23 protein-coding genes are annotated in these 23,491 nt (G+C 60.2%); 14 read left to right on the plus strand and 9 right to left on the minus strand.

The features are described 5' to 3' along the window. The first annotated feature begins 111 nt into the window (after positions 1 to 111). The 4 genes from moaC (at position 112) to AC0J41_RS03145 (ending at position 2,305) form a co-directional block, all read left to right on the plus strand. On the plus strand, positions 112 to 585 hold the full coding sequence (moaC, locus tag AC0J41_RS03130; RefSeq protein WP_473014538.1) for a cyclic pyranopterin monophosphate synthase MoaC: 474 nt from the start codon (positions 112 to 114) through the stop codon (positions 583 to 585). Then, complete coding sequence (moaD, locus tag AC0J41_RS03135) at positions 582 to 824, plus strand: molybdopterin converting factor subunit 1 (RefSeq protein ID WP_025112142.1); 243 nt, start codon at positions 582 to 584, stop codon at positions 822 to 824. The genes moaC and moaD overlap by 4 nt, the downstream gene beginning before the upstream one ends. A gap of 3 nt (positions 825 to 827) precedes the next feature. Then, positions 828 to 1,280, plus strand: coding sequence for a molybdopterin synthase catalytic subunit MoaE (gene moaE / locus AC0J41_RS03140; RefSeq protein ID WP_007965204.1), 453 nt, complete (start codon positions 828 to 830; stop codon positions 1,278 to 1,280). A 248-nt stretch (positions 1,281 to 1,528) separates the two neighbouring features. Beyond that, positions 1,529 to 2,305, plus strand: coding sequence for an ABC transporter substrate-binding protein (locus AC0J41_RS03145; protein ID WP_473014539.1), 777 nt, complete (start codon positions 1,529 to 1,531; stop codon positions 2,303 to 2,305). 402 nt (positions 2,306 to 2,707) lie between these two features. On the opposite strand, the gene AC0J41_RS03150 is transcribed toward AC0J41_RS03145, so the two are convergent. The 5 genes from AC0J41_RS03150 to AC0J41_RS03170 all read right to left on the minus strand — a co-directional run bounded on the left by AC0J41_RS03150 (position 2,708) and on the right by AC0J41_RS03170 (position 8,007). Beyond that, entirely contained in the window at positions 2,708 to 3,334 is a 627-nt protein-coding gene (locus AC0J41_RS03150) for a helix-turn-helix transcriptional regulator (RefSeq protein ID WP_025112145.1), read from the minus strand. 93 nt (positions 3,335 to 3,427) lie between these two features. After that, complete coding sequence (locus tag AC0J41_RS03155) at positions 3,428 to 4,555, minus strand: NAD(P)/FAD-dependent oxidoreductase (RefSeq protein WP_473014540.1); 1,128 nt, start codon at positions 4,553 to 4,555, stop codon at positions 3,428 to 3,430. Between the two features lie 151 nt (positions 4,556 to 4,706). Next, a complete protein-coding gene (locus AC0J41_RS03160) occupies positions 4,707 to 5,651 on the minus strand; it encodes an ornithine cyclodeaminase family protein (RefSeq protein WP_473014541.1) in 945 nt (314 codons plus the stop codon). 136 nt (positions 5,652 to 5,787) lie between these two features. Further along, the gene (gene rhlB, locus AC0J41_RS03165) at positions 5,788 to 7,254 is read right to left on the minus strand and encodes an ATP-dependent RNA helicase RhlB (RefSeq protein ID WP_025112148.1); all 1,467 of its coding nucleotides are present in this window, start codon (positions 7,252 to 7,254) and stop codon (positions 5,788 to 5,790) included. A gap of 96 nt (positions 7,255 to 7,350) precedes the next feature. Then, positions 7,351 to 8,007: an alpha/beta hydrolase gene (locus AC0J41_RS03170; protein WP_025112149.1), complete on the minus strand. Its 657-nt coding sequence runs from the start codon at positions 8,005 to 8,007 to the stop codon at positions 7,351 to 7,353. Between the two features lie 468 nt (positions 8,008 to 8,475). Between AC0J41_RS03170 and AC0J41_RS03175 the strand changes: the two genes are divergently transcribed. From AC0J41_RS03175 to AC0J41_RS03215, 9 genes are all read left to right on the plus strand, one after another. After that, positions 8,476 to 9,507 (plus strand): amino acid ABC transporter substrate-binding protein, encoded by a 1,032-nt coding sequence (locus tag AC0J41_RS03175; protein ID WP_025112150.1) that lies wholly within the window; start codon positions 8,476 to 8,478, stop codon positions 9,505 to 9,507. Between the two features lie 65 nt (positions 9,508 to 9,572). Then, positions 9,573 to 10,754 (plus strand): amino acid ABC transporter permease, encoded by a 1,182-nt coding sequence (locus tag AC0J41_RS03180; RefSeq protein ID WP_473014542.1) that lies wholly within the window; start codon positions 9,573 to 9,575, stop codon positions 10,752 to 10,754. Positions 10,755 to 10,764: 10 nt separating this feature from the next. Further along, positions 10,765 to 11,862, plus strand: a complete 1,098-nt coding sequence (locus AC0J41_RS03185) for an amino acid ABC transporter permease (protein ID WP_473014543.1) — start codon at positions 10,765 to 10,767, stop codon at positions 11,860 to 11,862. 13 nt (positions 11,863 to 11,875) lie between these two features. Then, entirely contained in the window at positions 11,876 to 12,640 is a 765-nt protein-coding gene (locus tag AC0J41_RS03190; RefSeq protein ID WP_003221897.1) for an amino acid ABC transporter ATP-binding protein, read from the plus strand. 452 nt (positions 12,641 to 13,092) lie between these two features. Next, positions 13,093 to 13,752 carry a FadR/GntR family transcriptional regulator gene (locus AC0J41_RS03195; RefSeq protein WP_473014544.1) on the plus strand — a complete coding sequence of 220 codons (660 nt, stop codon included), beginning with the start codon at positions 13,093 to 13,095 and terminating at the stop codon, positions 13,750 to 13,752. Then, positions 13,742 to 15,028 (plus strand): CynX/NimT family MFS transporter, encoded by a 1,287-nt coding sequence (locus tag AC0J41_RS03200; protein WP_473014545.1) that lies wholly within the window; start codon positions 13,742 to 13,744, stop codon positions 15,026 to 15,028. The genes AC0J41_RS03195 and AC0J41_RS03200 overlap by 11 nt, the downstream gene beginning before the upstream one ends. Positions 15,029 to 15,252: 224 nt before the next feature. Further along, the gene (locus AC0J41_RS03205) at positions 15,253 to 15,723 is read left to right on the plus strand and encodes a nuclear transport factor 2 family protein (protein ID WP_473014546.1); all 471 of its coding nucleotides are present in this window, start codon (positions 15,253 to 15,255) and stop codon (positions 15,721 to 15,723) included. Positions 15,724 to 15,762: 39 nt separating this feature from the next. Next, entirely contained in the window at positions 15,763 to 16,065 is a 303-nt protein-coding gene (locus AC0J41_RS03210) for a GIY-YIG nuclease family protein (RefSeq protein WP_239778782.1), read from the plus strand. Positions 16,066 to 16,149: 84 nt separating this feature from the next. Then, positions 16,150 to 17,085, plus strand: coding sequence for a glutathione S-transferase family protein (locus AC0J41_RS03215; protein ID WP_473014547.1), 936 nt, complete (start codon positions 16,150 to 16,152; stop codon positions 17,083 to 17,085). A 65-nt stretch (positions 17,086 to 17,150) separates the two neighbouring features. On the opposite strand, the gene AC0J41_RS03220 is transcribed toward AC0J41_RS03215, so the two are convergent. After that, entirely contained in the window at positions 17,151 to 17,501 is a 351-nt protein-coding gene (locus AC0J41_RS03220; protein ID WP_473014548.1) for a glutaredoxin family protein, read from the minus strand. Next, positions 17,501 to 18,505 carry a nucleoid-associated protein YejK gene (yejK, locus tag AC0J41_RS03225; protein WP_473014549.1) on the minus strand — a complete coding sequence of 335 codons (1,005 nt, stop codon included), beginning with the start codon at positions 18,503 to 18,505 and terminating at the stop codon, positions 17,501 to 17,503. The genes AC0J41_RS03220 and yejK overlap by 1 nt, the downstream gene beginning before the upstream one ends. Before the next feature lie 396 nt (positions 18,506 to 18,901). Here yejK and AC0J41_RS03230 point away from each other — a divergent pair, with 396 nt between their 5' ends. Next, complete coding sequence (locus AC0J41_RS03230) at positions 18,902 to 19,183, plus strand: HU family DNA-binding protein (protein ID WP_003221909.1); 282 nt, start codon at positions 18,902 to 18,904, stop codon at positions 19,181 to 19,183. Between the two features lie 195 nt (positions 19,184 to 19,378). On the opposite strand, the gene rlmF is transcribed toward AC0J41_RS03230, so the two are convergent. Both rlmF and AC0J41_RS03240 read right to left on the minus strand, forming a co-directional pair. Then, positions 19,379 to 20,398, minus strand: a complete 1,020-nt coding sequence (rlmF, locus tag AC0J41_RS03235; RefSeq protein ID WP_473014550.1) for a 23S rRNA (adenine(1618)-N(6))-methyltransferase RlmF — start codon at positions 20,396 to 20,398, stop codon at positions 19,379 to 19,381. A gap of 233 nt (positions 20,399 to 20,631) precedes the next feature. Then, positions 20,632 to 23,478, minus strand: a complete 2,847-nt coding sequence (locus tag AC0J41_RS03240) for a valine--tRNA ligase (RefSeq protein ID WP_025112160.1) — start codon at positions 23,476 to 23,478, stop codon at positions 20,632 to 20,634. Between the last annotated feature and the right edge of the window lie 13 nt (positions 23,479 to 23,491).

Raw genomic sequence — 23,491 nt, forward strand, 5'->3', positions numbered from 1 at the left:
TTATCGCGAGCAGGCTCACTCCTACAAGGGATTTACGGTGTGGCTTTAATCGCGCTCGCGGAAATTTGACCCGCAGGTTTACAATCCCTGCTCCTGATCAGGAGTAATCCCGTGCTGACTCATCTCGATTCCCAAGGTCGCGCCAACATGGTCAACGTCACCGAAAAAGCCGTGACGTTCCGTGAGGCGACCGCCCAGGCGCTGGTGCGCATGCTCCCCGAAACCCTGCAGATGATCGTCAGCGGCGGCCATCCCAAGGGCGATGTGTTTGCCGTGGCGCGGATCGCCGGCATTCAGGCGGCGAAGAAGACCAGTGATCTGATCCCGCTGTGCCATCCGCTGATGCTCACCGGCGTCAAGGTCGAACTCAGCGCTGAGGGCGACGACAGTGTGCGCATCGTTGCGCGCTGCAAGCTGTCCGGGCAGACCGGTGTGGAAATGGAAGCACTGACCGCTGCCAGCGTCGCCGCGTTGACCATCTACGACATGTGCAAGGCCGTGGATCGTGGTATGACCATCGAAAGCGTGCGTCTGTTGGAGAAGGTCGGCGGCAAGAGCGGGCATTTCCAGGCGGAGCAGCCATGAACCTGACGGTAAGGTTTTTCGCCCGTTACCGTGAAGCGCTGGGCGTGGACTCGGTGGCGGTCGAAGGTGATTTCGCCACCGTCGATGACGTGCGTGCACTGCTCGCGCAACGTGAGGGTGCCCAGGTGTTGAGCGAACAGAACCTGATGTGCGCCCGCAACGAAGACCTGTGCCAGCTCGACGAGCCGGTGAGTGACGGCGACGAAGTGGCGTTTTTCCCCACCGTGACCGGAGGCTGAGCCATGGCGATTCGTGTGCAGTCCACGGCGTTCGATCCCGGTGCTGAAGTCAATGCGATGCACGCGGCCAACGTTGGCGTTGGTGCAGTGGTGAGTTTTGTCGGTTATGTGCGCGACTTTAACGACGGCCTTGATGTGGCGGGAATGTTCCTCGAACACTATCCGGGCATGACCGAAAAAGCCCTCGGCAAGATCGCTGTCGAGGCCGAGCAGCGCTGGCCGTTGCTCAAGCTGGAAGTGTTACACCGCATCGGCGCGCTGGAGCCGGGTGAGCCGATCGTGTTTGTCGGTGCAGCCAGTGCCCATCGTCAGGCCGCTTTCGATGCCTGCGCCTTTGTCATGGACTACCTGAAAACCCGTGCACCGTTCTGGAAGAAGGAAAACACCAGCGACGGCCCGCGTTGGGTGGAAGGGCGTGACAGTGATCATGCCGCTGCAGATCGCTGGAAGAAGTAAAGACCGCGTCGCCCTCAAGTCAGTATCGCGAGCAGGCTCACTCCTACAGTTGGAATGCGTTCCTTTGTAGGAGTGAGCCTGCTCGCGATAGCGTCATTCGCCACACAAAAGAATCCTGCCTCTTTGCCCGATTGACGGTTTGTACGTAAAAGTCCAGTATGGATTTACAAGTACAAAAAACTGTCTCCCTCCGTTCCAGCTCTTTCTTCTGTCTTGCCAAACCAACAACAACCCGCGAGAGAACGAACATGAAGAAACTCCCCCTCATCACCGGTCTGGCCCTGAGCCTGTTGGCGTGCACCAATGCTTTTGCCGCCGAGAAAACCTTGCGTATCGGCATTGAAGCGGCTTATCCGCCGTTCGCCTCGAAAACCGACAAAGGTGAAATTGTCGGTTTCGACTACGACATCGGCAATGCCCTGTGCGCGCAGATGAAAGTCAAGTGCGTCTGGGTCGAGGGTGAGTTCGATGGCCTGATTCCTTCGCTGAAGGTGAAGAAAATCGACATGGCCCTGTCGTCGATGACCATCAACGAGGACCGCAAGAAGTCGGTGGATTTCACCCACAAATACTACTTCACCTCGTCGCGACTGGTAATGAAGGACGGTGCTACGGTGGATGATCAGTACGCCAGCCTCAAGGGCAAGAATGTCGGTGTGCAGCGCGCCACCACCACCGACCGTTATGCCACCGAGGTGTTTGAACCCAAGGGCATCAACGTCAAGCGCTACAGCAACAACGAAGAGATCTACATGGATCTGGCGGCCGGGCGGCTGGATGCGATTTTCGCCGACACCATCCCGCTGACGGACTTCCTGTCGATGCCGCGAGGCAAGGGTTATGCGTTTGTCGGGCCGGAACTGAAAGACCCGAAATACGTGGGCGAGGGCGCGGGGATTGCGGTGCGCAAGGGCAATGGCGAGCTGGTCAGCGAGTTGAACACAGCCATCGACGGGATTCGTGCCAGTGGCGAATATCAGAAGATTTCCGAGAAGTATTTCAAGTCTGATATCTACGGCGACTGAGGAGCCGCCTTCGGGAGCAAGCCCCCTCCCACAAGGGAACGCCTTCCAATGTGGGAGATTTGGGAGAAGTGTTTCAAGTCCGGCATCTACGGCGACTGAGGGTCCGCCTTCGGGAGCAAGCCCCCTCCCACAGGGGAATGCCTTCCAATGTGGGAGATTTGGGAGAAGTGTTTCAAGTCCGGCATCTACGGCGACTGAGGGTCCGCCTTCGGGAGCAAGCCCCCTCCCACAGGGGAATGCCTTCCAATGTGGGAGATTTGGGAGAAGTGTTTCAAGTCCGGCATCTACGGCGACTGAGGGTCCGCCTTCGGGAGCAAGCCCCCTCCCACAGGGGAACGCCTTTCAATGTGGGAGGGGGCTTGCTCCCGAAGGGGCCTGATCAGGCAATACAGCTTATGGATCCTAGCCCTTCAATTCCTTCAAGTGCTTGTAGACCGTCGCCCGCCCCATGTTCAGCACATTGGCCACATAGTTCGAGGCGCTCTTGCCCTTGAAGGCGCCTTCGGCGTGCAGGGCCAGCACCAGTTCGCGCTTGTGATCGCGGGTCAGCAGATTCAGGCTCAACTGGCGTTCGCGCAGCCAGGCATGGAGGAAGGTGTTGATCCGTTCCTGCCAGTCATCGCGAAACAGTGAGTCCGGTTGCGGGATCAGTTTGCTCGGCGACAGGAACAGGTCCAGCGCGGCCTTGGCATTTTCGAACAGCGAAATATTCAGGTTGATGCACAGCACTGCCAGCGGCCGGCTTTCGCTGTCGCGCAGCACCGTGCTCAGGCTGCGAATCTTCTGGCCGTCCCAATTGAGCTTTTCATACGGGCCGATGTTGCGGTCGCTGACATCCTCGCTGAGCATGTCTTCGAGTGATGAATCGTCGCCAATCTCGCGTTTGGACAGGTTGTTGGCGATGTAGTCGACTTTTTGTGTACGCAGGTCGTGCAGCACCACTTCGGCGTGGGGAAAGAACAGCGTGGCGATGGCGTCGGCGACGGCACGGAAGTTATCCAGTGCCGGATCGAATTCGGGGGCGGTCATGTCTGTGGAGCTCCAGGCGGCGTCAACGCCCCCGTGAACAGGGGGCGCTGCGAGTGTGCCGCAATCCGTTGGGCGCGTCATCCGCGAGGGTGCTCAGCCCAGCCGGGCAGGGGAGAGCATGGCGCTGCTCAGACCGAACTGCTGCAGCGGCTCAGGCAGCGGCTGACCGCGCAGCAATGCCGCGCTGGCCTGCCCCATGGCCGGTGAGGTCTGAATGCCATAACCGCCCTGGGCGGCGACCCAGAACAGCCCCGGCACTTGTGGATCGAAGCCGCTGAGCAGATCGCCGTCCGCGACAAAGCTGCGCAAACCGGCCCAGGTGCGGGTCGGGCGACGGATGCTCAGGGTCGTGGCTTCTTCGATCTGGTAGATGCCCATGGCGATGTCCAGCTCTTCGGGCTGCACGTCGTGAGGCTCGACCGGGTCGGCGTTGGCCGGCGAACCGAGGAACATCCCGGCGTCGGGTTTCATGTAGAACGATTCGTCGAGGCTGACCAGCATCGGCCAGTGGTGAGGGTCGACGCCCTCGGGGCCGGCAAAGATAAAAGCTGCGCGGCGTTTGGGTTGCAGCCCGAGCAATTGCGCGCCAGCCAGAGCGCCGATCTTGTCGGCCCAGGCGCCGGCGGCGTTGATCACGACGGGTGCGCTGAAGGTCTGGCCGTTGGTCTGCACTTGCCATTGGCCATCGGCGTCGCGACTCAGGCCGAGCACTTCGCAATCGGTGTGCACTTCGCCGTTGTTGCGGCGGATGCCGCGCAGGTAACCCTGATGCAGGGCGTCGGTGTCGATGTCGCTGGCGGTCGGGTCGTAGATCGCACCGTGAACCTTTTCCCGACGCAGAATCGGCAGCCGTGCGCAGGCTTCGTCGGCGCTGAGCAATTGCATCTCCGGTACCGTGGCCTTGGCGCTGAGGTACTGGTTGTGCAGTTCGGCGGCGTCACCGGTGAAATCAACAGTCATTTCGCCGCGCGGCGTGAGCAATGGGTGCTCGCAGAAGCCGCTTGGCGGATGATCGAAAAATTCACGGCTGGCCAGCGTCAGCGCCCGCACCTGCGGTGTTCCGTACGCCGCGGAGTACAGCGCCGCCGAGCGTCCGGTGGAGTGGTAAGCCGGGTGCGACTCACGTTCCAGCACAATCACTTTGGCGTGCGGCGACAGCCAGAAACCGGTGGAAGCGCCGGCAATCCCGCCGCCGATGATGATGAAGTCTGCCTGGCTCATGAAAGTCTCCGGTGTGGACCCAATATCAAGGAGTTCGCTGATCACCCTGTGGGAGCGGGCTTGCTCGCGAAGGCGGTGTGTCATTCGTTGAATAAATTGCCTGACACGGCCTCTTCGCGAGCAAGCCCGCTCCCACAGGGGATTTGTGGTGTTACAGGTTCAGCTGATAAATCGCATTCGCCAGCGCGATGTCTTCCAGGCCCAGGCCGATTGAACGGAAAAATACGTGACGGTCGTAACCGGGGCGCGGCAATTTTTCGCTGAGCAGATCGGCCAGGTCACCGACAATTGCTGCCTTGTCCCAGCCATGCTGTTCAGTGGCGAGCAGCATCTCACCGGCCGAGCCCGGCGTGGTCAGCCGATAGTCGCAGAACACCTGCATGGCGTTGAGGCTCTGTGGCGGTACTTCATGGGCGCGTGGGGCGTTGGTGCTGATCGAGGTGATCAGCGCTGGTTTGCCTAAGGTGGCCGGATCAATCACCGGTCCGGCGGACGAGGTGCAGAGCATGATCACGTCGGCCTCGGCGAAAGCGGCTTCGCGGCTGTCGGCGATCTTCAGATCGGGTGCGATAGCTTTCAACTGTGCCTGAGTTTCGGCGTCTTCGAGCAACGAGGGCGAATACACGCTGATGCTCTGCCAGTTGCGCAGACCTTTCACGTAATGCAGATGCGCCTGAGCGACCTTGCCGCTGCCGATGATCGCCAGTCGCGTGGCATTCAACGGCGCGAGGGCGTCGACCGCCACGGCGGTGGTCGCGGCGGTACGTGCGGTGGTCAGTTCGCCGGCATCGCACAGCAGCAACGGCTGACCGGTTTTCATCGACATCAACAGCGTCCACGCTGTCACCAACGGCCCCTGTTCTCGAACGATGTACGGTGACGTCTTGACCCCGTACACGCCATCTTTGGCCAGCACACCCAGGTAATTGATGAAGTCGCCGGCACCTTGCGGGAATTCCACCAGTTGCTGCGCCGGTTGCACGGCGAGTCCGGCGGCGAGGTCGCGGAACAGTTTGCGCAGGATTTGCGGCACGTCGATGCGTGTCAGCAGCTCGCGAGCCTGGGCTTGGTCGATCACGTTGGGCTTACTGGGCATGTCAGGCTCCGGCGTCTAAAAAATAAACTAATTAGTCTATTATGGACTTTTAGTTGTCTCTCGCAAGCACCTGATGAAACGCCGGGCGAAAAAAAAGCGCAGTCGTTGTCGGCTGCGCTTTTCTTTTAAACGTCGCTTACTGCGGACGCTTGCGCTCAACTGCACGCAACAGATGCGTCGGCGGCGTTTCGCAGCTGATCTTGCGACCGAGCTTCTCTTCGATGGACGGCAACTGGTAGGAGTCGTCCTCACCGGCGAAGCTGATCGATACGCCGTCGGCGCCTGCACGACCGGTACGACCGATGCGGTGCACGTAGTCGTCCGGTACTTCTGGCAGGGTGAAGTTGATCACGTGACTGATGCCGTCGATGTGAATACCGCGCCCGGCCACGTCGGTCGCGACCAATACGCGGATCTTGCCTTCGCGGAAGCCTTCGAGGGTCTTGATGCGCTTGTGTTGCGGCACGTCGCCCGACAGTTGCGCGGCGTTGATGCCGTCACGCACCAGGCGTTCTTCGATGCGCCGTACTTCGTCCTTGCGGTTGGCAAACACGATCACCCGTTCCCAACCGTTGTCGTTGACCAGGTTGAACAGCAGTTTGTACTTGTCGGCAGCGGCCACGGCGTAGATGTGCTGCTCGACGTTTTCGTTGGCCACGTTGGTGACTTCGATTTCGACGATCGCAGGGTCGGTGGTCCATTGCTTGGCCAGGTTCATCACGTCTTCGGTGAAGGTCGCGGAGAACAGCAGAGTCTGGCGCTCGGACTTCGGCGGGGTTTGGCGAATGATCTGGCGTACTTGCGGGATGAAACCCATGTCGAGCATGCGGTCGGCTTCGTCCAGCACCATCACTTCGACCATGTCCAGGTGCACGTCGCCACGCTGGTTGAAGTCGAGCAGACGGCCCGGGGTAGCGACAAGAATGTCGCAATGGCGGGCTTCGAGGTGCTTGAGCTGCTTGTCGAAGTCCATGCCGCCGACGAACGTCATGACGTTCAGGCCGGTGTACTTGGTCAGGTCAGCGGCGTCCTTGGCGATCTGCACCACCAGCTCGCGGGTCGGCGCGATGATCAGCGCACGGGGTTCGCCCATGTAGCGCTCTTTTGGCGGTGGGGTCTGCAACAGTTGAGTGATGATCGAGATCAGGAACGCGGCCGTCTTGCCGGTACCGGTCTGCGCGCGGCCGATGGCGTCTTTGCCGGCGAGGGTGAAACCCAGCACCTGCGCCTGGATCGGCGTGCAGTACGGAAAGCCCAGGTCCTGGATGGCGTGCATCAGTTCCGGAGCGAGTTTGAAATCGTGGAAGCGGGTTTTGCCTTCCTGGGGTTCGACGACGAAATCTTCGAGTTTCCAGGGAATGACCGGTGCCTTGGGCTTGGGTTCGCGACGCGGGCGGGCCGGTTTCGGCGCTTCGGCGCGGACAGGTTCGGCGGCGGTAGCGGGTTGCGGCTCAGGCTTGGGTGTCGCTAGCGGAGCCGGATGTTCAGCCTTGGGAGCCTCGCTGCGAGGGCCGGGGGCGTGCGACGGCGCACTGGGAACTGGCGCGAGCTGCTCAGCCTCGCTTTTACCGAACATTTTCTTGAGTGCTTTGAGCACGGTCATCTCATCAATTGGTTAAGGAATGTACGCCGGCCAGTGTAATGCAAGAAGCGGGCTCGGCGTAGTGGGATGATCAAAGGGGTCCGCTCTGCGGCCGAATCAGCGTAGACGCTCGGTCAGCCAGACGCCGATGTCGCGAATTTCTTCGGGTAACACTTCGTGCTCCATTGGGTATTCCTGCCATGTCACGGTGACACCATGCTGTTTTAAATGCTCGTAGGCACTGCGGCCCATGGAGTTTTGCACCACGCCATCGAACTGACCGTGCAGGCATAACGCCGGAATGCGCTGCTGACTGGCGCAAAGCTCCATTTCGTCGGTAAAGGTCGGGGCATAGGTGGACAGGGCAAGTACGCCACCCAACGGACCTTGCCACTTCAGATAGGCGGTGTGCAGGACGACGGCGCCACCCTGGGAAAACCCGGCGAGGAAAATCCGCGAAGCGTCTATTCCGGCAGCGCGCTGCACATCGATCAGTTTGACGATGCGCTCGGAGGACTCCTCCAACTGTTCACGATCAATCGCCCGCGCCGGGCTCATGGCCTTTATGTCGTACCAGCTCGGCATCGCATAACCACCATTGATGGTCACAGGCAGGGTCGGTGCCTGAGGCAATACAAAGCGCGTGCTCAGCAGGCTTTCCTGCAAGGCTTCGGCTACGGGCAGGAAGTCATAGCGATCAGCGCCGAGGCCGTGCAGCCAGATCACGCAGGCGTCTGCGGGCTTTACGGGTTCAAGAATCAGGGGCTCGGTCATGGCTGCTCCAAAAATGTGCGGGCGCTCTCAATAAGTGCGTGATTTGCGTGCGCGCCCGTTCGATCCGTTAAGAAGATGTCGCAAGGCTACAAGTTTTGCTATTGACCTGTCGCGCAATCGCTTCAGCAAGCGGTGTGGTACGGGCTTTGCTATGGCTCTTTGCGTGCAACCGATCTCGCGTGTGGCGGTAACACTATCAGTGTACGTCGTGCGAAGGGATTGCAAAGAATCCGGTGATGGATGTTCGCCAATGGCCGCTACGGGCAAAGCGAACGTGAAAGGGCTACAGCCCGTTCGGCCGACTGGTGAGAAGTGAGTTGTCCATGATGTGGATTTTCTCCTACTAGACTCATAGCGAAGGTCTTACGTCGGTTGACCCCAAAAAAAGCCAACACGGGTCAACAACGCCTCAAAAGGGTGCGACTGGACTCAAGCTCCGACACAACAAGAGCAAAACTGGAGGTTTGAATGAAGATGTTGAAATCCACTCTGGCGGTCGTGACTGCAGCAGCAGTACTCGGCGTCAGCGGGTTCGCTCAGGCGGGTGCAACCCTGGATGCCGTGCAAAAGAAAGGTTTCGTGCAGTGTGGCGTGAGCGACGGTCTGCCGGGCTTCTCGGTACCGGACGCTTCGGGCAAGATCCTCGGGATCGACGCTGACGTCTGCCGCGCTGTGGCTGCTGCCGTATTCGGCGACGCAACCAAGGTCAAGTTCAGCCAGTTGAACGCCAAGGAGCGCTTCACCGCGCTGCAGTCCGGCGAAATCGACCTGCTCTCGCGCAACACCACCATGACCAGCTCGCGTGATGCCGGCATGGGTCTGAAATTCCCGGGCTTCATCACTTACTACGACGGCGTGGGCTTCCTGGCCAACAACAAGCTGGGCGTGAAAAGTGCCAAGGAACTGGACGGTGCAACCATCTGCATCCAGGCCGGTACTACCACCGAACTGAACGTCTCCGACTACTTCCGCGCCAACGGCCTGAAGTACACCCCGATCACCTTCGACACCTCCGATGAAAGCGCCAAGTCGCTGGAATCCGGTCGTTGCGACGTGCTGACCTCCGACAAGTCGCAGCTCTACGCACAACGCAGCAAACTGGCCTCGCCAAAAGACTACGTGGTGCTGCCGGAAACCATTTCCAAGGAGCCACTGGGCCCGGTCGTGCGTAACGGCGACGACGAGTGGCTGGCGATCGTTCGCTGGGTTGGCTACGCGCTGCTGAACACTGAAGAAGCCGGCGTGACGTCGAAAAACGTGCTGGAAGAAGCCAAGTCCACCAAGAACCCGGACGTTGCTCGTCTGCTGGGTGCTGACGGTGAATATGGCAAGGACCTGAAACTGCCGAAGGACTGGGTTGTGAAAATCGTTTCGCAGGTCGGTAACTACGGTGAAATCTTCGAGAAAAACCTCGGCAAGAGCACTCCGCTGGAAATCGACCGTGGCCTGAACGCGCTGTGGACCAACGGCGGCATTCAGTACGCACCACCAGTGCGCTAATGGTTCTATCACCCGGCGGGCCAACCGCCGGGTGATGTTCTGTTCCATTTTTTCCGGGGCACTTCATGCAAAATTCAATCGGCGCACCAAAGCAGAGGTTCAGCCTCAGCGATCCGCGAGTGCGTGCGTGGCTGTTTCAGATCATCACCGTCGTGGCGGTGGTCGCCATGGGCTGGTATCTGTTCGATAACACCCAGACCAACCTGCAGCACCGGGGCATCACCTCCGGCTTCAGCTTTCTGGAGCGCAGTGCCGGATTCGGCATCGCTCAGCACCTGATCTCCTACACCGAAGCGGACAGTTACTCGCGGGTGTTCGTGATCGGTTTGCTCAACACGCTGTTGGTCACCTTCATCGGCGTGATCCTGGCGACCCTGTTGGGCTTCATCATCGGTGTGGCGCGGCTGTCGCCGAACTGGATCATCAGCAAACTGGCGACCGTGTATGTGGAAGTATTCCGCAACATTCCGCCGCTGCTGCAGATCCTGTTCTGGTACTTCGCGGTATTCCTGACCATGCCGGGACCGCGCAACAGCCACAACTTCGGCGACACTTTCTTCGTCAGCAGCCGTGGCCTGAACATGCCGGCCGCGCAAATGGCTGACGGCTTCTGGGCGTTCTTCATCAGCGTGGTGCTGGCCATCGTCGCCATCGTGTTGATGTGCCGCTGGGCCAACAAGCGTTTCGAAGACACCGGCGTACCGTTCCACAAGTTCTGGACCGGCCTGGCGATCCTGCTGGTGCTCCCGACCTTGTGCGCGCTGATCTTCGGAGCACCGTTGCATTGGGAATTGCCGCAACTCAAGGGCTTCAACTTCGTCGGTGGCTGGGTACTGATCCCGGAACTGCTGGCGCTGACCCTGGCGTTGACCGTGTACACCGCAGCGTTCATCGCTGAAATCGTGCGCTCGGGGATCAAGTCGGTCAGCCACGGCCAGACCGAAGCGGCCCGTTCGCTCGGCCTGCGCAACGGCCCGACCTTGCGCAAGGTGATCATTCCACAAGCGCTGCGGGTGATTATTCCGCCACTGACCAGCCAATACCTGAACCTGGCGAAAAACTCTTCGCTGGCCGCCGGTATCGGCTACCCGGAAATGGTTTCGTTGTTCGCCGGCACCGTGCTCAACCAGACCGGCCAGGCTATCGAAGTCATTGCCATCACCATGAGCGTGTACCTGGCGATCAGTATCAGCATTTCCTTGCTGATGAACTGGTACAACAAGCGCATTGCGCTGATCGAGCGGTGAGGAAACGCGCATGACAACCCATACTTTCAAACCCGACATGCCCCCACCGAGCAGCAGCATCGGCGTGGTGGCGTGGATGCGCGCGAACATGTTCTCCAGCTGGCTCAACACCCTGCTGACGCTGTTTGCGTTCTACCTGATCTACCTGGTGGTTCCGCCGATTCTCAGCTGGGCGGTCTTCGACGCCAACTGGGTGGGCACCACTCGCGCCGACTGCACCAAGGATGGCGCCTGCTGGGTGTTCATTCAGCAGCGTTTCGGCCAGTTCATGTACGGCTACTACCCGACCGAGCTGCGCTGGCGCGTAGACCTCACCGTGTGGCTGGCAGTGCTCGGCGTGGCGCCACTGTTCATCTCGCGCTTCCCGCGTAAAGCGGTGTACGGCCTGAGCTTCCTGGTGATCTACCCGATCGTTGCGTACTTCCTGCTGCACGGCGGCGTCTTCGGTTTAACTACCGTGGCGACCAGCCAGTGGGGCGGGCTGATGCTGACCCTGGTGATCGCCACCGTGGGTATCGCCGGTGCGTTGCCGCTGGGGATCATCCTGGCGCTGGGCCGGCGCTCGAACATGCCGGCGATTCGCGTGGTCTGCGTGACGTTCATCGAGTTCTGGCGCGGCGTGCCGTTGATCACCGTGCTGTTCATGTCGTCGGTGATGCTGCCGCTGTTCCTGCCCGAAGGCATGAACTTCGACAAGCTGCTGCGCGCACTGATCGGCGTGATCCTGTTCCAGTCGGCCTATGTGGCTGAGGTGGTACGCGGCGGTCTGCAAGCGATCCCCAAAGGTCAGTACGAAGCCGCTGCCGCAATGGGCCTCGGTTACTGGCGCGCGATGGGCCTGGTGATTCTGCCGCAGGCTCTGAAGCTGGTGATTCCGGGCATCGTCAACACGTTCATTGCGCTGTTCAAGGACACTAGCCTGGTGATCATCATCGGCCTGTTTGACCTGCTCAACAGCGTCAAGCAAGCCGCTGCCGATCCGAAATGGCTGGGCATGGCCACCGAAGGCTACGTGTTCGCCGCCCTGGTGTTCTGGATTTTCTGTTTTGGTATGTCGCGCTATTCCATGCATCTGGAACGCAAGCTCGACACTGGCCACAAGCGTTAGGAGTTCTCTGTAAATGAGCGAAGCAATCAAAAAGCCTGTGGGCCCTGAAGGCATTATTCAGATGCAGGGCGTGAACAAGTGGTACGGCCAGTTCCACGTGCTGAAAGACATCAACCTCAACGTCAAACAGGGCGAGCGAATCGTGCTGTGCGGCCCGTCGGGTTCCGGCAAGTCGACCACCATTCGTTGCCTCAATCGCCTCGAAGAACACCAGCAGGGCCGCATCGTCGTCGACGGCGTGGAACTGACCAACGACCTCAAGCAGATCGAAGCGATCCGTCGCGAAGTCGGCATGGTGTTCCAGCACTTCAATCTGTTCCCGCACCTGACCATTTTGCAGAACTGCACGCTGGCGCCGATGTGGGTGCGCAAGATGCCCAAGCGCAAGGCCGAGGAAATTGCCATGCATTACCTGGAACGCGTACGCATTCCGGAGCAGGCGCATAAATTCCCGGGGCAACTGTCCGGCGGCCAGCAACAGCGTGTGGCAATCGCCCGTGCGCTGTGCATGAAACCGAAAATCATGCTGTTCGACGAACCGACCTCGGCACTCGACCCGGAGATGGTCAAAGAAGTGCTGGACACCATGATCGGCCTCGCCGAAGACGGCATGACCATGCTCTGCGTGACCCACGAAATGGGCTTCGCCCGCACCGTGGCCAACCGCGTGATCTTCATGGACAAGGGCGAGATTGTCGAGCAGGCGGCACCGAATGATTTCTTCGACAATCCGCAGAATGACCGGACGAAGCTGTTCCTGAGTCAGATTCTGCATTGATTGCCTGGAGGCTGGTTTAACAACAAAGCCCCGTCGGATGCCCGGCGGGGCTTTTTTCATGGGCGTGTCAGCGTACGGCCAGTAGTTGACGGTTTTTCTCCAAGGCAAAAGGGCGGCTGTGCTGCATACCGAAATTGATTTCTACCATGAGTTTTTCATTCTTCCTTTGAACTAAATGACGGACCAAATCGCCCGCGGATTAATTTCCAAAGTCTGAAGTCCTATGGCTGTGAGTGATGTCGGCAAATATTCCTTTGCAATGTGGGAAATAACTTCGCAGGTGAATGATTTTTCTACTCGGCGAGTAGGACCGACGTCTTCGACACTCCGAAAAAGATCGGGAGCAAAGGGTTCCTGGAGCCTCCTCCTGGCCATAAGTGGTTGCCGTCCTGCAAACAGCTGACTACCATGTCAGAAAATTCATCCTATGATTGGATGAAAGGGCGAATCCTATGTCAGACATTTCACCTTTGATTAAGCGATCCCTGGTCGATCAGGCCCTGGATCAATTACGTCAACGCATCACCGATGGCGTGTGGCAGGTTGGCGAACGTCTGCCGACCGAGCCCGAGCTGTGCGCCGAGCTGGGCATCAGTCGCAATACGGTACGGGAGGCCATGCGCGTACTGGCGTTTTCCGGTTTGATCGAAATCCGTCAGGGCGATGGCAGTTATCTGCGGGCGGTGGTCGATCCGATGGACACGCTCAAGGCGTTGTCCCGTTGCTCGCTTGAACAGGCGCGCGAGACCCGGCACATCCTCGAAGTCGAGGCGATCGGCCTGGCGGCGTTGCGCCGCACGGATGAGGATCTGCTCGCTTTGCGTGAAGCGCTCGGCACCAGTGGCAGCCACTACCACGGCGATCTCGACACTTACATTTCCTGCGATCTGGTGTTCCACCGCCGTCTGGTGGATGCCGCGCACAACCCGACTCTCAGCGAGTTGTATCGCTATTTTTCCAGCATCGTCGGCGCGCAGTTGCGCCAGACGCTGAACATCGTCCCGCGCCGTCAGGAAGTGTTCGACTTGCACATCGAGCTGCTCGATGCCGTCGAACAACGCGACCCGGAGCGGGCCAAAGCCATATCGAGGCAGTTGATCAATGAACCTTGAAAGCGAGAAAAACCTGTCCATCCCCAAAAGAACAGCCGAGCTTGAAGAGCTGCTGATCGACGCCGAGGCCGATGACGAGCAAGTGCAGCAAAGCCATCCGCTGGTGCGCCGGCCGTGGCTGTTGCTGTTGGGGCTGATCCTGGTGGCACTGAACCTGCGTCCGGCGCTGTCGAGCATGGCGCCGCTGCTCAGCGAAGTCTCGAAAAGCCTTGGCCTGTCCGCCGCGCAGGCCGGTCTGCTGACCACTTTGCCGGTGCTGTGCCTTGGTTTGTTCGCACCGCTGGCGCCGATTCTGGCGCGACGTTTCGGCGCCGAGCGGGTGGTGCTCGGCATCCTGCTGACGCTGGCCGGAGGGATCATCCTGCGCAGCAACTTGGGTGAGATCGGCCTGTTCGCCGGCAGTGTGCTGGGCGGTGCAAGCATCGGCATTATCGGTGTGCTGCTGCCGGGTATCGTCAAACGCGACTTCGCCAAACACGCTGGAACCATGACCGGCGTCTATACCATGGCCCTGTGCCTGGGGGCGGCGATGGCGGCGGGTTCGACCGTGCCGTTGAGCGAACACTTCGACAATAGCTGGGCGTTGGGCCTGGGCTTCTGGGTGATTCCGGCGCTGGTGGCGGCGGTGTTCTGGCTGCCGCAAGTCGGGCAAAAGCATGGCGCGCACAACGTGGCCTATCGCGTGCGCGGGCTGCTGCGCGATCCGCTGGCCTGGCAAGTGACCTTGTACATGGGCCTGCAATCGTCGCTGGCGTACATCGTGTTTGGCTGGTTGCCGTCGATCCTGATTGGTCGCGGACTGACCCCGACCCAGGCCGGCCTGGTGCTCTCCGGCTCGGTGATCATCCAGCTCGCCAGCTCCCTCGCGGCGCCGTGGCTGGCGACCCGTGGCAAGGATCAGCGCCTGGCGATCGTGGTGGTGATGGCGCTGACCCTCGGTGGTTTGTTCGGTTGCCTGTATGCGCCAATCGAAGGCCTGTGGGGCTGGGCGATTCTGCTGGGGCTGGGGCAGGGAGGTACATTCAGTCTGGCGCTGACCCTGATCGTGCTGCGCTCGCGGGATTCGCACGTCGCAGCGAACCTGTCGAGCATGTCCCAAGGCTTCGGTTACACCCTGGCCTCGATGGGCCCGTTCGCGGTTGGCGTGGTGCATGACTGGACCGGCGGCTGGAACGCGGTGGGCTGGATCTTCGGCATCATTGGCACCGGCGCGATCATCGCCGGGCTGGGTGCCGGCCGGGCGCTGTACGTGCAAGTGCAAAGCGAAAAGATCTGAGGCTGGCGATGTAATTGTCGCAAGGGAACCCTGTGGGAGCAGGCTTGCTCGCGAAGGCGGTGAATCAGTCGCCATCAACGTTGACTGACCCCGCGTATTCGCGAGCAGGTTCGCTCCCACATTGGTTTTGTGTGTTGCTGGTATTCGGTGCACGAATGCCGATAGTGTTTCTGCGATTTGCAGCTTATCGTGCTGGCAATCTGTCCACTCTCTGGAGTTTGCCCATGAGCGAAGCCCACGCCGCCCTGATCACCCGCTTCTACCAGGCCTTCCAGCGCCTCGACGCCGAAGCCATGGCCGCCTGCTACACCGATGACGTGGTGTTCAGCGATCCGGCCTTCGGTGAACTGCGCGGGCGCGATGCCGGCGACATGTGGCGCATGCTCACCACCCGCGCCAAGGATTTTTCCCTGACCTTCGATAATGTCCGTGCTGACGAGCGCAGCGGTGGTGCGCACTGGGTGGCGACGTATCTGTTCAGCCAGACTGGCAACGTGGTGATCAACGATATCCAGGCGCGCTTCGTCTTCCGGGACGGCAAGATCTGCGAGCATCACGATCACTTCGATCTATGGCGCTGGTCGCGTCAGGCGCTGGGTTTCAAGGGCTTGCTGCTGGGCTGGACGCCGCTGGTACGCAACGCCGTGCGGGCGCAGGCGCTGAAGGGACTGAAGGCATTTCAGGCCAGTCGCTGATAAGATCGCGGCCTGTTTCCTGCACGCCTTGATCTCGAAGTGACCAGCCTTAGCGAAAACCCCGTCGATGTTGTCGAGCCAGTGAGCAAATCCTGGTTCGTCTATCTCGTGCGCGCGGCCAACGGCTCGTTGTATTGCGGGATCAGCGACGACCCGGTGCGCCGTTTCGCCAAGCATCAGAGTGGCAAGGGCGCGCGCTTCTTTCTGTCCAGCCCGGCCATGGCGCTGGTCTACACCGAGCGTTGCCGCGACAAGAGCGATGCCTTGCGTCAGGAACGGCTGATCAAGAAGCTGCGCAAGAGCGCCAAGGAATGCCTGGTCGCGTCTTATCAATCTGACTGATCGGTTCCCATCAGCCAGATCTGTAGGCTGCTAATCAAATGCACGCTAAGCTGCCGACTCACTTTCTGTGCGGCGGAGCCGAGCATGTCCGAGTTGATTCTTCATCATTACCCGACCTCTCCATTTGCCGAAAAGGCTCGTCTGTTGTTGGGTTTCAAAGGCTTGTCCTGGCGCTCGGTGCACATTTCGCCGGTGATGCCCAAGCCGGACCTGACGGCCCTGACCGGTGGCTATCGCAAGACTCCGGTGCTGCAGATCGGCGCTGACATCTATTGCGACACGTCGTTGATTGCGCGTCGCCTGGAGCAGGAAAAAGCCCTGCCGGCGTTTTTCCCTGAAGGTCAGGAAATGACCAGTGCCAGCTTCGCGGCGTGGGCCGATTCGGTGGTGTTTCAGAACGCGGTGAGCCTGGTGTTCCAGCCGGAATCGGTGGCTGTGCGTTTCGGCAAATTGCCGCCGGAAGCGATCAAGGCGTTCCTCGCTGACCGTGCCGGTCTGTTCAGCGGGGGCTCGGCGACCAAGCTGACGGCTGAACAGGCCAAGCACCAATGGCCAACCATCATGGCGCGCCTGGAGCAGCAGTTGCAGCGTGAGCAGGGCGACTTCCTGTTCGGCGAGCCGTCGATTGCCGACTTTGCGCTGGCGCATCCGCTGTGGTTCCTCAAGGCGACCCACGTGACGGCGCCGCTGGTGGATGCCTATCCCGCGGTGTCGGCGTGGTTGAGCCGAGTGTTGGGCTTTGGTCATGGCGCGGCGAGTGCGATGACCTCCGAGGAAGCGCTGGAAGTGGCGCGCAACTCGACGCCGGCGGCGTTGCCGAATGAGCAGTTTGTTGATCCGAACGGGTTCAAGGCGGGTCAGCAGGTATCAATTGCCGCGACGGACTACGGAGTTGATCCAGTGGTCGGTGAACTGCTGTTTACCGGTAGCGAAGAGTTGATCATTCGTCGCGAGGACGAGCGTGGCGGCGTGGTGCATGTGCACTTCCCGCGTTTTGGTTTCCGTATCGAAGCCAAGTAACCCACACATGACATGTGGCGAGGGGGCAAGCCCCTCGCCACAAGATTCTGGGTGTATAGAAAGGGTTATTTCAGCGCGGCGAGAATTTCGTCCGGGTCGAACCCGCGAATCAATGTGCCGTTCACGTCGATCAGCGGAATCCCGCGTCCACCCAGTGCCTCGTACGCCTTGCGCGCCTCGGCATCTTTCTCGATGTCGAATTCCTTGAAGGGAATCCCCTTGCTGTCGAGAAAGCGTTTGGTCTGCTTGCAGTAGCCGCACCAGTCGGTGGCATAGAGCACGACATTGGCCTGCGCCCGCGTCTGTTCCGAGACCCTCTGCGACGGATTGAACAGCCGCTCGATCTTGCCCCAGTTCTGATAGATCACCACCACCAGCAGAACCAGCGCGACCTTCTTCAGCACATTGCCGAGCATCAGTTGCGGCGCTTCAACTGGTCGGTGAGCGAGGTCGGCAGGCCCTTGATGACCAGAGTGCCGGCCTCTTCGTCGTACTCGATCTTGGAGCCCAGCAGGTGCGCTTCAAAGCTGATCGACAGGCCTTCGGCGCGGCCAGTAAAGCGGCGGAACTGGTTGAGCGTGCGTTTGTCCGCCGGAATCTCCGGCGACAGGCCGTAATCCTTGTTGCGGATGTGGTCGTAGAAAGCTTTCGGGCGCTCCTCGTCGATCAGCTCCGACAGCTCTTCCAGGCCCATCGGCTCGCCCAGCTTGGCCTGGCTGCTGGCGTAGTCGACCAGGGTCTTGGTTTTCTCGCGGGCGGTGTCTTCCGGCAGGTCTTCGCTCTCGACGTAGTCGCTGAAGGCCTTGAGCAGAGTGCGGGTCTCGCCTGGGCCATCGACGCCTTCCTGGCAGCCGATGAAATCGCGGAAGTATTCCGAGACCTTTTTGCCGTTCTTGCCCTTGATGAACGAGATGTACTGCTTGGACTGCTTGTTGTTCTGCCACTCGGACACATTGATCCGCGCTGCCAGGTGCAGTTGGCCCAAGTCCAGATGGCGCGACGGGGTCACGTCCAGCTCATCGGTCACCGCCACGCCTTCGCTGTGGTGCAGCAGGGCGATCGCCAGGTAATCGGTCATGCCTTGCTGATAGTGGGCGAACAGCACGTGGCCGCCGACCGACAGGTTCGATTCTTCCATCAGCTTCTGCAGATGTTCGACCGCGACTTTGCTGAACGCGGTGAAGTCCTTGCCGCCCTCCATGTACTCCTTCAGCCAGCCGCTGAACGGGAACGCGCCGGATTCCGGGTGGAACAGACCCCAGGCTTTGCCCTGTTTGGCGTTATAGCTCTCGTTGAGGTCGGCGAGCATGTTCTCGATGGCCGCGGACTCAGCAAGTTCTGTGTCACGGGCGTGCAGAACTGCGGGCGTGCCGTCGGGTTTTTTGTCGATCAGGTGGACGATGCAATGACGGATCGGCATGGGCTTCTCGGCTGTTGGAAGGGAGGAGGGCAGGCTCCCCCGAAAAAGCGCCCAGTGTACCGCAACCACTGGTTTTGGCGCGGGGTGAAGGGCAAATCCGGGGCGGGTTGCAGGGCTTATGCAGTTTTTTACCGATTTAGAGCAATAAAGCTGACCAAATGGGTAGCTAGAGGCGGATATTTCCCCGTCTCTGTGCTAGTTTTGCCCGGTCTTACGCGAAGTCACTGCGTTAAGCGTGCATTCAGCATTTGTCAGGTCGAACCAAACCCTGATTTCGGTATCTATAACCCCGACTCGTCGTGGTTATCGCCGAGGGTGCCAGATCCAGAAGATCGGGCTCGATGGCTGACACTGCACTCTGCAATCCATATGAATTTGATAGGGAAGGAACACTACATGGCTCTTACTAAAGACCAACTGATCGCCGACATCGCTGAAGCTATCGACGCGCCGAAAACCACCGCGCGTAACGCTCTGGACCAACTGGGCCAAATCGTTGCCGATCAGCTGGAAAACGGCGGCGAAATCACCTTGCCAGGTATCGGCAAGCTGAAAGTGACCGAGCGTCCTGCCCGCACTGGCCGTAACCCTTCGACTGGCGCTGCCATCGAAATCCCTGCCAAGAAAGTGATCAAGCTGGTTGTGGCCAAAGGCCTGACCGACGCTGTGAACAAGTAAGACGCAGCGATAAAAAAACCGTGCACCGGAGCGATCCGGGCACGGTTTTTTTGTGCCTGCGATTTGGCTATTACTGCAACACCGCAAAACCAATGTGCGAGCGGGCTTGCTCGTGAAAGCGGTGATTCAGTCAACTTCAATAGCGACTGTCACACCGCCTTCGCGAGCAAGCCCGCTCCCACAAGTGATTCCTTGTTAGCGGACCCAGCGCTCGCGCCGCCAGATCTGCTGCTCGGACTTGGTCTGGAAGGTCCAGGCGACGAAACGGCTCTGTTTCTGCCCCTGAGACATCTCTACCACCTGGCTTTCCAGCACGCCGGCCTTCTTCAGCGCGGTTTCGATGGCTGGCAGGTTCGAGGCTTTCGACACCAGCGTGCTGAACCACAGCACCTTGTGCTGGAAGTTCGCGCTCTCGGCGATCAGTTGCGTCACGAAACGTGCTTCGCCACCTTCACACCACAGCTCGGCCGACTGGCCGCCGAAGTTCAGTACTGGCAACTTGCGCTTCGGGTCGGCCTTGCCCAGTGCGCGCCATTTGCGTTCGCTGCCCTTGGTCGCTTCATCCATCGAGGCGTGGAATGGCGGGTTGCACATGGTCAGGTCAAAGCGCTCGCCCGGCTCCAGCAAGCCGATCAGGATGTGCTTGCGGTTTTCCTGCTGGCGCAGCTGGATAACCTTGTTCAGATCGTTGGACTGAACGATGGCTCTGGCGGCAGCCACGGCCGTCGGATCGATCTCCGAGCCGAGGAAATGCCAGCGGTATTCGCTGTTGCCGATCAGTGGATAAACGCAGTTGGCGCCCATGCCGATGTCCAGCACGTTGACGATCGCGCCGCGCGGCACTTTGCCGTCGTTCATGCTCGCCAGCAGGTCAGCGAGGAAGTGCACGTAATCGGCGCGGCCCGGCACCGGTGGGCAAAGGTAGTCCGCCGGGATGTCCCAATGCTGGATGCCGTAGAACGACTTGAGCAACGCCCGGTTGAACACACGCACCGCATCGGGACTTGCGAAGTCGATGCTTTCCTTGCCGTACGGGTTGATGATCACGAACTTCGCCAGTTCCGGCGTGGTTTTGATCAGCGCCGGGAAGTCATAACGACCCTGATGGCGATTGCGCGGGTGCAGGCTGGCCTCTTTACGCGGTTCCACGGGCTTGGCCGGGGTGGCGGAATCAGGCTTCTTGCGCGCGGGGCGAGGTGTACGGGGGGCGTTCATGGGCGTGGTCGATTCGGGTATGGCTGAAAGTGGCGGCTATTGTCCCACATCTAAGGGCGACTCCGTTCAAACTGTGGGAGCGGGCTTGCTCGCGAAGGCGGTTCCACATCCAGCGGATTTGTCGGCGGACACACCGCTTTCGCGAGCAAGCCCGCTCCCACAGGGGATTTTTGGTGATTCTTGAATAAAAAAGGGAGGCCATGGTGGCCTCCCTTTTTCATTGCGGCTTGCCCTTACAGGCTGGAAATCCGCGCGTGCTGCTCGGCCAGCTTGCCCAAGGCCTGTTCGGCCTCGGCCAGTTTGGCGCGTTCCTTCTCGATGACTTCGGCCGGGGCCTTGTCAACGAAACCGGCGTTCGACAGCTTGCCGCCCACCCGTTGGACTTCGCCCTGCAGACGCAGGATTTCCTTGTCCAGACGCGCCAGCTCGGCGCCCTTGTCGATCAGGCCGGCCATTGGCACCAGCACTTCCATCTCGCCAACCAGTGCGGTGGCGGACAGCGGTGCTTCATCGCCAGCCGCCAGAACGGTGATCGATTCCAGACGCGCCAGCTTCTTCAGCAGCGCTTCGTTCTCGGTCAGGCGGCGCTGGTCTTCAGCGCTGACGTTCTTCAGGTAGATCGGCAGCGGCTTGCCCGGGCCGATGTTCATCTCGCCACGAATGTTGCGCGTGCCGAGCATCAGGCCCTTGAGCCATTCGATGTCGTCTTCGGCCGCCGGATCGATGCGCTCTTCGTTGGCCACCGGCCAAGGTTGCAGCATGATCGTCTTGCCCTGAATGCCGGCCAGCGGCGCGATGCGCTGCCAGATTTCTTCAGTGATGAACGGCATGAACGGGTGCGCCAGACGCAGCGCCACTTCCAGTACGCGCACCAGCGTGCGACGGGTGCCGCGCTGACGTTCGACCGGTGCGTTTTCGTCCCACAGCACAGGCTTGGACAGTTCCAGGTACCAGTCGCAGTACTGGTTCCAGATGAACTCGTACAGCGCTTGCGCGGCGAGGTCGAAGCGGAACTGATCCAGTTGACGGGTCACTTCGGCTTCGGTGCGCTGCAGTTGCGAGATGATCCAGCGATCCGCCAGCGACAGTTCGTAGGCTTCGCCGTTCTGGCCGCAGTCTTCGCCCTTGTCCAGAACATAGCGCGCAGCGTTCCAGATCTTGTTGCAGAAGTTGCGATAGCCTTCGACGCGGCCCATGTCGAACTTGATGTCGCGACCGGTGGAGGCCAGCGAGCAGAAAGTGAAGCGCAGGGCGTCGGTGCCGTAGCTGGCGATGCCGTCGGCGAACTCGTCGCGGGTCTGCTTCTCGATCTTCTTCGCCAGTTTCGGCTGCATCATGCCGGAGGTGCGTTTTTGCACCAGTTCTTCCAGCTCGATGCCGTCGATGATGTCCAGCGGGTCAAGGACGTTGCCCTTGGACTTGGACATCTTCTGACCTTGACCATCACGCACCAGACCGTGCACGTAAACGGTCTTGAACGGAACCTGCGGCGTGCCGTCCTCGTTCTTGATCAGGTGCATCGTCAGCATGATCATCCGGGCAACCCAGAAGAAAATGATGTCGAAACCGGTGACCAGCACGTCGGTGGAGTGGAATTTCTTCAGGAACTCGGTCTTTTCCGGCCAGCCCAGGGTGGAGAAGGTCCACAGGCCCGAACTGAACCAGGTGTCGAGAACGTCGTTGTCCTGTTGCAGTGCAACGTCCGGACCGAGGTTGTGCTTGGCACGCACTTCGGCTTCGTCGCGACCGACGTAGACCTTGCCCGACTCGTCGTACCAGGCCGGAATCCGGTGGCCCCACCACAGCTGGCGGCTGATGCACCAATCCTGGATGTCGCGCATCCACGAGAAGTACATGTTTTCGTACTGTTTGGGCACGAACTGGATGCGACCGTCTTCAACGGCAGCAATCGCCGGCTCGGCCAGAGGCTTGGTCGACACGTACCACTGGTCGGTCAGCCAAGGCTCGATGACGGTGCCAGAACGGTCGCCTTTCGGCACTTTCAGGTTGTGATCGTCGACGCTGACCAGCAGGCCGGCGGCGTCGAACGCGGCAACAATCTGCTTGCGCGCTTCGAAACGCTCGAGACCGGCGTACTCGGCCGGAATCTTGCCGTCGATGCTGTCGTTGAGCGTGCCATCGAGGTTGAACACCTGCGCTGCCGGCAGCACGTTGGCGTTCTTGTCGAAGATGTTCAGCAGCGGCAGGTTGTGGCGCTTGCCGACTTCGTAGTCGTTGAAATCGTGGGCCGGGGTGATTTTCACGCAACCGGTGCCGAATTCAGGATCACAGTAATCGTCGGCGATGATCGGGATGCGGCGGCCAACCAGTGGCAGCTCGACGAATTTGCCGATCAGGGCTTTGTAGCGCTCATCGTTCGGGTTAACCGCCACGGCGGAGTCGCCGAGCATGGTTTCCGGACGGGTGGTGGCGACGATCAGGAAATCGTTGCCTTCAGCGGTTTTCGCGCCGTCGGCCAGCGGGTATTTCAAGTTCCACAGGAAACCTTTCTCGTCGTGGTTTTCCACTTCGAGGTCGGAAATCGCCGTGTGCAGCTTGGTGTCCCAGTTGACCAGACGCTTGCCGCGGTAGATCAGGCCGTCTTCGTGCAGGCGCACAAAGGCCTCTTTAACTGCTTCCGAGAGGCCGTCGTCCATGGTGAAGCGCTCGCGGCTCCAGTCCACAGACGAGCCGAGACGGCGGATCTGACGGCTGATGTTGCCGCCGGACTGATCCTTCCACTCCCAGACTTTCTCGAGGAATTTCTCGCGGCCCAGGTCATGACGGTTCTGGCCGGTGGCTTCCAGTTGACGCTCCACCAGCATCTGCGTGGCGATACCGGCGTGGTCGGTGCCCGGCTGCCACAGGGTGTTGCGACCCTGCATGCGACGGAAACGGATCAGGGCGTCCATGATCGCGTTGTTGAAACCGTGGCCCATGTGCAGGCTGCCGGTGACGTTCGGCGGCGGGATCATGATGGTGTAGGAGTCGCCCGCGCCTTGCGGGGCGAAGTAGTTCTCGGACTCCCAGGTGTTGTACCAGGAAGTTTCAATGGCGTGCGGCTGGTAGGTCTTATCCATGCGCGGCGGGACC

The organism is Pseudomonas sp. Arb-4-2C, from assembly GCF_055755015.1.